Source organism: Phocaeicola plebeius (assembly GCF_003437535.1).
Taxonomy (GTDB): domain Bacteria; phylum Bacteroidota; class Bacteroidia; order Bacteroidales; family Bacteroidaceae; genus Phocaeicola; species Phocaeicola plebeius_A.
Window position 1 is genome coordinate 1 of sequence record NZ_QSQT01000071.1, and the last position, 539, is coordinate 539.

1 protein-coding gene is annotated in these 539 nt (G+C 31.2%); it reads left to right on the forward strand.

The window, feature by feature from the left end:
• Nucleotides 1-24 precede the first annotated feature (24 nt).
• Entirely contained in the window at nucleotides 25-447 is a 423-nt protein-coding gene (locus DXD04_RS16595) for an NTF2 fold immunity protein (protein ID WP_018709296.1), read from the forward strand.
• Nucleotides 448-539: the final 92 nt, after the last annotated feature.

The window sequence follows — 539 nt, forward strand, 5'->3', positions numbered from 1 at the left end:
ATTAATAATAAAGATAATTAAAGTATGGATGATATTACAAAAAAAACGATTGAAAAACTTGTCCTAAACTTTATTTCAGAAATGAATGAATGGGAGAAGTATTGTAACGAGTTAGACCAAAATACTCAGTTGGCATGGGACGAAGCAGATCGTATGATGGAACAAAGGGTAGCTTCTATAATAAACAAATACTGCACAGATAAGGAACGCAAAATGAGTCGTCCAAATGCTATCTCATGGGGAGTTGAAGGAAGTTATGTCTATGATCCGAATAAGGAAAAAATAATAGATATGCAAGAAAGCAGGAAAAATAGATTTTTTGTGACAACACGAACTGACAACAAATACCTACAGTATATTGTCGTCAAAAAAAATAATAAGTATTTGATAGATAGTAAAAAAAGAAGATTCTTAAACGAAGATAAATGGTACGTGGATTATTTATAAGTCTAACAACCAACTTTAATGTTTACTTTAATAAACTCTATTATTAACGAGGTCGAGATAACAGCTTAACGCTGTTGCTCACCAAACCATTA